This window comes from Streptomyces purpurogeneiscleroticus, assembly GCF_020024005.1.
Classification (GTDB): domain Bacteria; phylum Actinomycetota; class Actinomycetes; order Streptomycetales; family Streptomycetaceae; genus Streptomyces; species Streptomyces purpurogeneiscleroticus.
Genome location: NZ_NHSG01000051.1, coordinates 1 through 7,006, shown reverse-complemented (window position 1 = coordinate 7,006; position 7,006 = coordinate 1). Strand labels below are relative to the sequence as shown.

Annotated in this window: 5 protein-coding genes; 4 read left to right on the top strand and 1 reads right to left on the bottom strand. The window is 72.8% G+C overall.

Going from position 1 to position 7,006, the window contains the following annotated elements; translation table 11 throughout:
* The 3 genes from CCS38_RS01485 to hflX all read left to right on the top strand — a co-directional run.
* Positions 1-481: ACT domain-containing protein (locus CCS38_RS01485; protein WP_308050639.1), on the top strand; the 481-nt coding region annotated here is incomplete at its 5' end.
* A gap of 171 nt (positions 482-652) precedes the next feature.
* The gene (locus CCS38_RS01480) at positions 653-2,191 is read left to right on the top strand and encodes a M1 family metallopeptidase (RefSeq protein WP_223731348.1); all 1,539 of its coding nucleotides are present in this window, start codon (positions 653-655) and stop codon (positions 2,189-2,191) included.
* 205 nt (positions 2,192-2,396) lie between these two features.
* A complete protein-coding gene (gene hflX, locus CCS38_RS01475) occupies positions 2,397-3,896 on the top strand; it encodes a GTPase HflX (protein WP_223731347.1) in 1,500 nt (499 codons plus the stop codon).
* 108 nt (positions 3,897-4,004) lie between these two features.
* Here the strand turns inward: hflX and CCS38_RS01470 are convergent, their stop codons facing one another.
* On the bottom strand, positions 4,005-5,219 hold the full coding sequence (locus CCS38_RS01470; RefSeq protein ID WP_223731346.1) for a trypsin-like serine peptidase: 1,215 nt from the start codon (positions 5,217-5,219) through the stop codon (positions 4,005-4,007).
* 358 nt (positions 5,220-5,577) lie between these two features.
* Here CCS38_RS01470 and CCS38_RS01465 point away from each other — a divergent pair.
* On the top strand, positions 5,578-7,006 hold a 1,429-nt coding region (locus CCS38_RS01465), incomplete at its 3' end, for an aminotransferase class III-fold pyridoxal phosphate-dependent enzyme (RefSeq protein WP_372456958.1).

Below are 7,006 nucleotides of genomic sequence, written 5' to 3'. Positions count from 1 at the left end.
CCCGCCCGTCCCCGCCGTCGCCGACCTCCCCGACGCGACGGTCCGGCTGGCCGGCTGCTGTACCCCCGTGCCGCCCGACAAGGTCACCGGCTTCGCCGTACGGGGCGGCATCGTGACCGTGCACCGTGCCCTGTGCCCGGCCGTGGCCCGGATGGCGGCGGCCGGGAGGGCGCCCGTAGGGGTGCAGTGGCGACGCTCGGCCGCTCCGGACCAGGGCTGCCGCGTCACTCTGCTCGCCGAGGCGTTCAGCAGGCCCCGGCTGCTGGCCGATCTCACCGAGGCCATCGCCGCGCAGGGCGCCGCCGTCGTCTCCGCCGACGTGGAGCCGCCGCACGAGCAGCGCGTACGGCACACGTACACGCTGCACCTCCCGGACGCCGCCGAACTGCCCTCCCTGATGCGGGCGATGCGCCAGGTACCGGGCGTCTTCGACGTCCTGCGCGCGGGTCGCAGCCGCCCGGCCGCGACCATCCGCCTCTGAGGCGCGCGTCCGCGAGGCGTCTCCTTGAGGCGCGCGTCTCCGAGGGCGGCCCCCGGACGCGGGGTATGGCGACGCGCCCGGGAAGCGACCGGAACCGCTCATTCGGGTGCTGCGCTGCCGTGCCGCCGTTCACAAGCGCGGCCGTACTGGTAGCGGTAACGCATGCCCTCTATGTCCCGCCGTACCGCGTCCCCCACTGGCCAGGCGCCGGACCTGCCGCGCCCCTCCGTGCCGCGCCGCCTCAAGGCCCGCCGCCGTGCCGTTCCGGCGGTGCTGGCCGTCGGTGCCCTCCTCGCGGCGGGCGCGCCGGAGCCCGGCCCCCAGGGGCTCGGCGACCGCCTCTACCCGCACCTCGGCAACCCCGGCTACGACGTCGGCGCGTACGACATCGCCATGAAGTACTCCGGACGCAACGACGCCCCGCTGGACGCCGTCACCACGATCACCGCCCGGGCCACCGGCCACCTGGACCGCGTCAACCTCGACTTCGCCCGCGGCAGCGTACGGTCCGTGCACGTCAACGGGGTCCCCGCGCGGTACGCCACGCACGACGAGGACCTCGTGGTCACCCCGGCCCGCCCCGTCGAACCGGGCCAGAGCATGCGGATCGTCGTCCGGCACACCAGCAACCCCAAGGGCGGCAAGGACGGCGGCTGGGTCCGTACGGGCGACGGACTGGTCATGGCCAACCAGGCCGACGCCGCGCACCGCGTCTTCCCCGGCAACGACCACCCCTCCGACAAGGCCGACTTCACCTTCCGGATCACCGCGCCCCGTGGCATCACCGCCGTCGCGAACGGCCTGCCCCTCGGGCGCAGCGCCCGCGGCCCGGCCACCACCTGGACGTACCGCTCGCTGCACCCGATGGCCACCGAGCTGGTCCAGGTCTCCCTGGGGAAGTCCGCCGTCGTCCGCCGCCAGGGACCGCACGGGCTGCCCCTGCGGGACGTCGTACCGGCCGCCGAGCGCAAGAAGCTGGAGCCCTGGCTCGCCAAGACGCCCGGGCAGATCGCCTGGCTGGAGCGCCAGGTGGGCCAGTACCCCTTCGAGACTTACGGGGTGCTGCTGGCCGACGCCGAGACCGGCTTCGAGCTGGAGACGCAGACGCTGTCGCTGTTCGAGAAGCACCTCTTCGCCACCGACCGGCTGCCGTCCTGGTACGTGGAGTCACTGATGGTGCACGAGCTGGCACACCAGTGGTTCGGCGACAGCGTCAGCCCGCGCACCTGGTCCGACCTGTGGCTGAACGAATCGCACGCCACCTGGTACGAAGCGCTCTACGCGGACCGCGCGAGCAAGGGCAGGGCCTCCATGGAGGACCGCATGAAGCGCGCCTACCAGGAGTCCGACGGCTGGCGCGCGGCCGGCGGGCCCCCGGCGGCCCCCAAGCCCCCCGAGAAGGGCGAGAAGATCGGCATCTTCCGGCCGGTGGTCTACGACGGCAGCGCGCTCGTCCTGTATGCGCTGCGCGAGCGGATCGGCGCCGCGAACTTCGACCGCCTGGAGCGCGCCTGGTACGAGCAGCACCGCGACGGTGTTGCCGGCACCGCCGACTTCGCGGCGCTGGCCTCCCGCATCCACGGCAAGGATCTCTCCGGCTTCCTGCACGCCTGGCTGTACGACACCCGTACGCCGCCGATGCCCGGCCACCCGGACTGGCGCGTCAAGAAGGAGCAGGCGCAGCCCGGCCCGAAAGGCCGCGCATCCTGACCCCGGGGCCACCTCCGCCGCGCTCACCAGGGACAATGGGGAGGCAGGAAAACTCGCGTGACGGGCGTCACCGGCCGTGCGACCATCGACGGGCCGACGCCGGGACCGCCGGGAATCTCCCGGGGCGTCCGGACGTTGTCACGATCGAGAGTCCCGAGGCCCCTCAGGGGCCTCCGAGGGACGTCCCAACGACACAAAGGATCAAATGACCTCCTCTTCTTCCCTTCCTCAGCAGGACCGACAGCGCCTCCACGAGAGCCTTCGGGCCGACGCCCTGATGGAAGAGGACGTCGCCTGGAGCCACGAGATCGACGGGGCGCGTGACGGCGACCAGTACGACCGTTCCGAGCGCGCGGCCCTGCGCCGCGTGGCGGGCCTGTCCACCGAGCTCGAGGACGTCACCGAGGTCGAGTACCGGCAGCTGCGCCTGGAGCGCGTGGTGCTGGTGGGCGTATGGACCTCCGGGACGGTCCTCGACGCGGAGAATTCCCTCGCGGAGCTGGCCGCACTGGCCGAGACCGCGGGCGCGCTGGTGCTGGACGGTGTGATCCAGCGCCGTGACAAGCCGGACCCGGCGACGTACATCGGCTCGGGCAAGGCCCAGGAGCTGCGCGACATCGTCCTGGAGTCCGGCGCCGACACCGTCGTCTGCGACGGTGAGCTGAGCCCCGGCCAGCTGATCCACCTGGAGGACGTCGTCAAGGTCAAGGTGGTCGACCGGACCGCCCTGATCCTCGACATCTTCGCCCAGCACGCCAAGTCCCGGGAGGGCAAGGCGCAGGTCGCGCTGGCACAGATGCAGTACATGCTGCCCCGGCTGCGCGGCTGGGGTCAGTCGCTGTCCCGGCAGATGGGTGGCGGTGGCTCCGGTTCGGCGGGCGGCGGCATGGCCACCCGTGGTCCCGGTGAGACCAAGATCGAGACGGACCGGCGGCGGATCCGCGAGAAGATGGCGAAGATGCGCCGGGAGATCGCGGAGATGAAGACCGGGCGCGACATCAAGCGCCAGGAACGCCGGCGCAACAAGGTCCCCTCGGTAGCCATCGCGGGGTACACGAACGCGGGCAAGTCCTCGCTGCTCAACCGCCTCACCGGCGCCGGTGTCCTGGTGGAGAACGCCCTGTTCGCCACCCTGGACCCGACCGTCCGGCGGGCCGAGACGCCCAGCGGGCGGCTCTACACCCTGGCCGACACGGTCGGCTTTGTCCGGCACCTCCCGCACCACCTCGTCGAGGCGTTCCGCTCCACGATGGAGGAGGTCGGCGACTCCGACCTCATCCTGCACGTGGTCGACGGCTCGCACCCGGTGCCCGAGGAGCAGCTGGCGGCCGTCCGCGAGGTGATCCGGGACGTCGGCGCGACCGACGTGCCGGAGATCGTGGTCGTCAACAAGGCGGACGCGGCCGATCCGCTGGTGCTGCAGCGTCTGCTGCGCCAGGAGAAGCACGCCATGCTGGTGTCGGCCCGCACGGGCCAGGGCATCGAGGAGCTGCTCGCCCTGCTCGACGAGGAGCTGCCGCGGCCCAGCGTCGAGATCGAGGCGCTGGTCCCGTACACCCACGGCCAGCTGGTCTCGCGGGCGCACGCCGAGGGCGAGGTGATCTCCGAGGAGCACACCGCGGAGGGCACGGTCCTCAAGGCCCGCGTCCACGAGGAGCTGGCGGCAGAGCTGCAGCCGTACGTACCGGCGGCCGCGGGCAGCTGACCCGCACGGGCCTGCGCCCGAAGGGCCGTACGACCGACGCACGAGGGCCCGCTCCCCATCAGGGGGAGCGGGCCCTCGTACATGTCCGCTACAGGAGCGCCGTGCCGGCTACTGGTTCGCGAACTTCTCGCTGATGCCCTCGTACACGCTCTTGGCCTCCGCGCCCAGGTGCGGCCCGGCCAGCCAGTCGGCCGTCACCGGCCCGATCGAGGTGTTGGACACCAGCGCCGTCCGGCCCTGCTGGTCCTTGGTGAACCACGGTCCGCCGGACGAACCGGCCGTCATCGTGCAGCCGATCCGGTACATCGTGGGCTGCACGGTGTCCAGCGAGAGCCGGCCGGGCTTCCCGGGGCACTGCTGCAGCGTCTGGCCGTCGAACGGCCTGGCGGCCGGGTAGCCCTGCGCGGTCATCGACGCGATCTTCGGCACGGCCGGCGCGTTGAACTGCACCGGGTAGGCCGTCCCGACCGTCTCCTCCAGCGACTTGGTGTTGCCCGCCTCCGGCTTCACATGCAGCACGGCGAAGTCGTACGGCGCGCCCTCGCCGCCGGTCTTCGCGCCCCCGTCGATCCACTGCTGCGAGGTCTGCGCGGCGTCGGCCCAGAACACGCCCTTCGGGGCCAGCTGTTCCTTCGTCGCACCCTGCAACTCGGCGGCGGACCTGCCGCTGTCGTTGTACGAGGGCACGAAGGCGATGTTGCGGTACCAGCCGCCGCTCTTGCCGGCGTGCACGCAGTGCCCCGCCGTCCACACCATGTTCGACTTGCCGGGGTTCGCCGGGTCCTCGACCACCGCGCCCGAGCAGACCATCGAGCCCTCGGGGCTGTCGAAGAAGACCTTGCCGACGCCGGGCGCGTTCGTGCTGTACGGCGCGCTCACCGGCTGCGCCTCCACGGGTGCCGGCTCGGGGTCGGTGACGCCCTGGTCACCGGAGATGTCCTCCGGCTGGACCGGCTCGGTGGGCTGCTCGGCGTCCTTCATCCGGTCCGGGTCCCACAGCCCCTTGATGTAGGGGTTCACGAACTGGCCGGCCTCACGCAGCCACTTGTCCTTGTCCCAGTTCTTCCACTCGCCGTGCTTCCAGTCGTCCAGGTTCACGCCGAGGTCCTTGAGCTTGTCCTGCAGCTCCTTGGGGATCTTCAGCTCGCCGCCGCCCGGCTGGTCCACGGCCGACTGGTCCGGCTGCGCACCGGCGCTGTCGTCCGAGGGGCCGCAGGCGGTGGCGGTCAGCGCCAGCGCGCCGACCAGCGCGACCGCGGCGATGCCACGCGTGGTGCGGCGTCCGGCACGTGGCCGGGCGGCGGACGGGCGGATGGATCGCATGACTGGATTCCCCCTGGGTGTGTTCGGCGACCGCTGCGACGATCGTCGGGCGAGCGCGTTCGCGACCGTCCGGTGACCGTTGGCGATCGGTATGGACTTGTTCGGACCGTTCCGCCCGTTCGGGTGGCAGGTCCGGAATGCAGAGCCCCACTATGCCGGTGCCGTGGGGGACGGCACCGGGCGGGTCCGCGGTTCCGGCCGCCAAGGATCTTTGGTGAGGCCGTGATCCGGTGCTCGTGACGTCGTTGGTACGTACGGGGGACGGCCGGTCCGTGTTCACGGGGCGGCCCACAGAGCCGGTGACCGGCGCCGACGAGCGCGCCGGGAGCCCGTGGAACAGCAGGAGGACAACACCGCCGTGGCCTTGACCCAGCCTCCGCCGATGGCACCGCCGCTGGACCGTGAACAGATCCTGCGGAGGCAGTCGCTCCGCGAATCCGCAGCCCGTACGTATGCGCGTTCGCTGCCCATCGTCCCGGTCCGCGCCCGCGGGCTGACGATCGAGGGCGCGGACGGCCGCCGCTACCTCGACTGCCTCTCCGGCGCCGGCACGCTCGCGCTCGGCCACAACCACCCCGTTGTGCTCGAAGCGATTCGCGCCGTTCTGGACTCCGGTGCGCCCCTGCATGTGCTGGATCTCGCCACCCCCGTCAAGGACGCCTTCACCACCGAGCTGTTCGCCACCCTGCCGCGGGAGCTGGCCGAGCACGGGAAGGTGCAGTTCTGCGGCCCGGCCGGCACGGACGCGGTCGAGGCCGCGCTGACGCTCGTCAGGACAGCGACCGGACGCGACGGCCTGATGGCGTTCACCGGCGCGTACCACGGCATGACGGCGGGGGCGCTCGCCGCGTCCGGGGGCGCTCGGGACATCTCCGTGACCCGGCTGCCGTATCCGTACGCCTATCGCTGCCCGTTCGGGACCGGCGGCGGAGCAGTCGGCGACGGAGACGGAGACGGCGTCGGGCAGGATGCCGGGAGCGGGGGCGCGCACGCCGCCGAGCACGGCGCGGAACTGGCCGCGCGCTGGGCGGAGAACGCGCTCGCCGACCCCAAGAGCGGGGTGCCGCGCCCGGCCGGCATGATCCTGGAGCCCGTCCAGGGCGAGGGCGGGGTGATCCCCGCGCCCGACAGCTGGCTGCGCCGGATGCGCGAGCTCACCGCCGCGCACGACGTCCCGCTCGTCGTCGACGAGGTACAGACCGGCGTCGGCCGCACCGGCGCCTTCTGGGCGATCGACCACAGTGGCATCGTCCCGGATGTCCTCGTCCTCTCCAAGGCCATCGGCGGCAGCCTGCCGCTCGCGGTGATCGTCTACCGCGAGGAGCTGGACACCTGGCGCCCCGGCACGCACGCCGGCACCTTCCGCGGCAACCAGCTCGCGATGGCGGCCGGCGCCGCGACGCTCGCGTACGTACGCGAGAACGGCCTCGCCGCCCACGCCGCCGAGCTGGGCGCGCGGATGCTCGCCCGGTTGCGCGGCCTGGCCGCGCACCACGACTGCATCGGCGACGTCCGCGGCCGCGGCCTGATGCTCGGCGTCGAACTGGTCGACCCGGAAGGGCCCGTGGGCCCGGACGGCGCCCCGCCGCCCGGGTCCCGGCTGGCCGCCGCGGTCCAGCAGCAGTGCCTGGACCGCGGGCTGATCGTGGAGCTCGGCGGCCGCGGCTCCGCCGTCGTACGCCTGCTCCCACCGCTCACGCTCACCGACGAACAGGCCGACGCTGTACTCGACCGCCTCGCCGACGCCATCGCGGCGGCGGTCCGTCCCACCCCCGGACCGACGGGTT

What these genes read in the sequence shown, in the direction of transcription:
- CCS38_RS01480 (WP_223731348.1), top strand. Translation starts at nt 653, where the DNA reads ATGTCCCGCCGTACCGCGTCCCCCACTGGCCAGGCGCCGGACCTGCCG.
- hflX (WP_223731347.1), top strand. Translation starts at nt 2,397, where the DNA reads ATGACCTCCTCTTCTTCCCTTCCTCAGCAGGACCGACAGCGCCTCCAC.
- CCS38_RS01470 (WP_223731346.1), bottom strand. Translation starts at nt 5,219, where the DNA reads ATGCGATCCATCCGCCCGTCCGCCGCCCGGCCACGTGCCGGACGCCGC.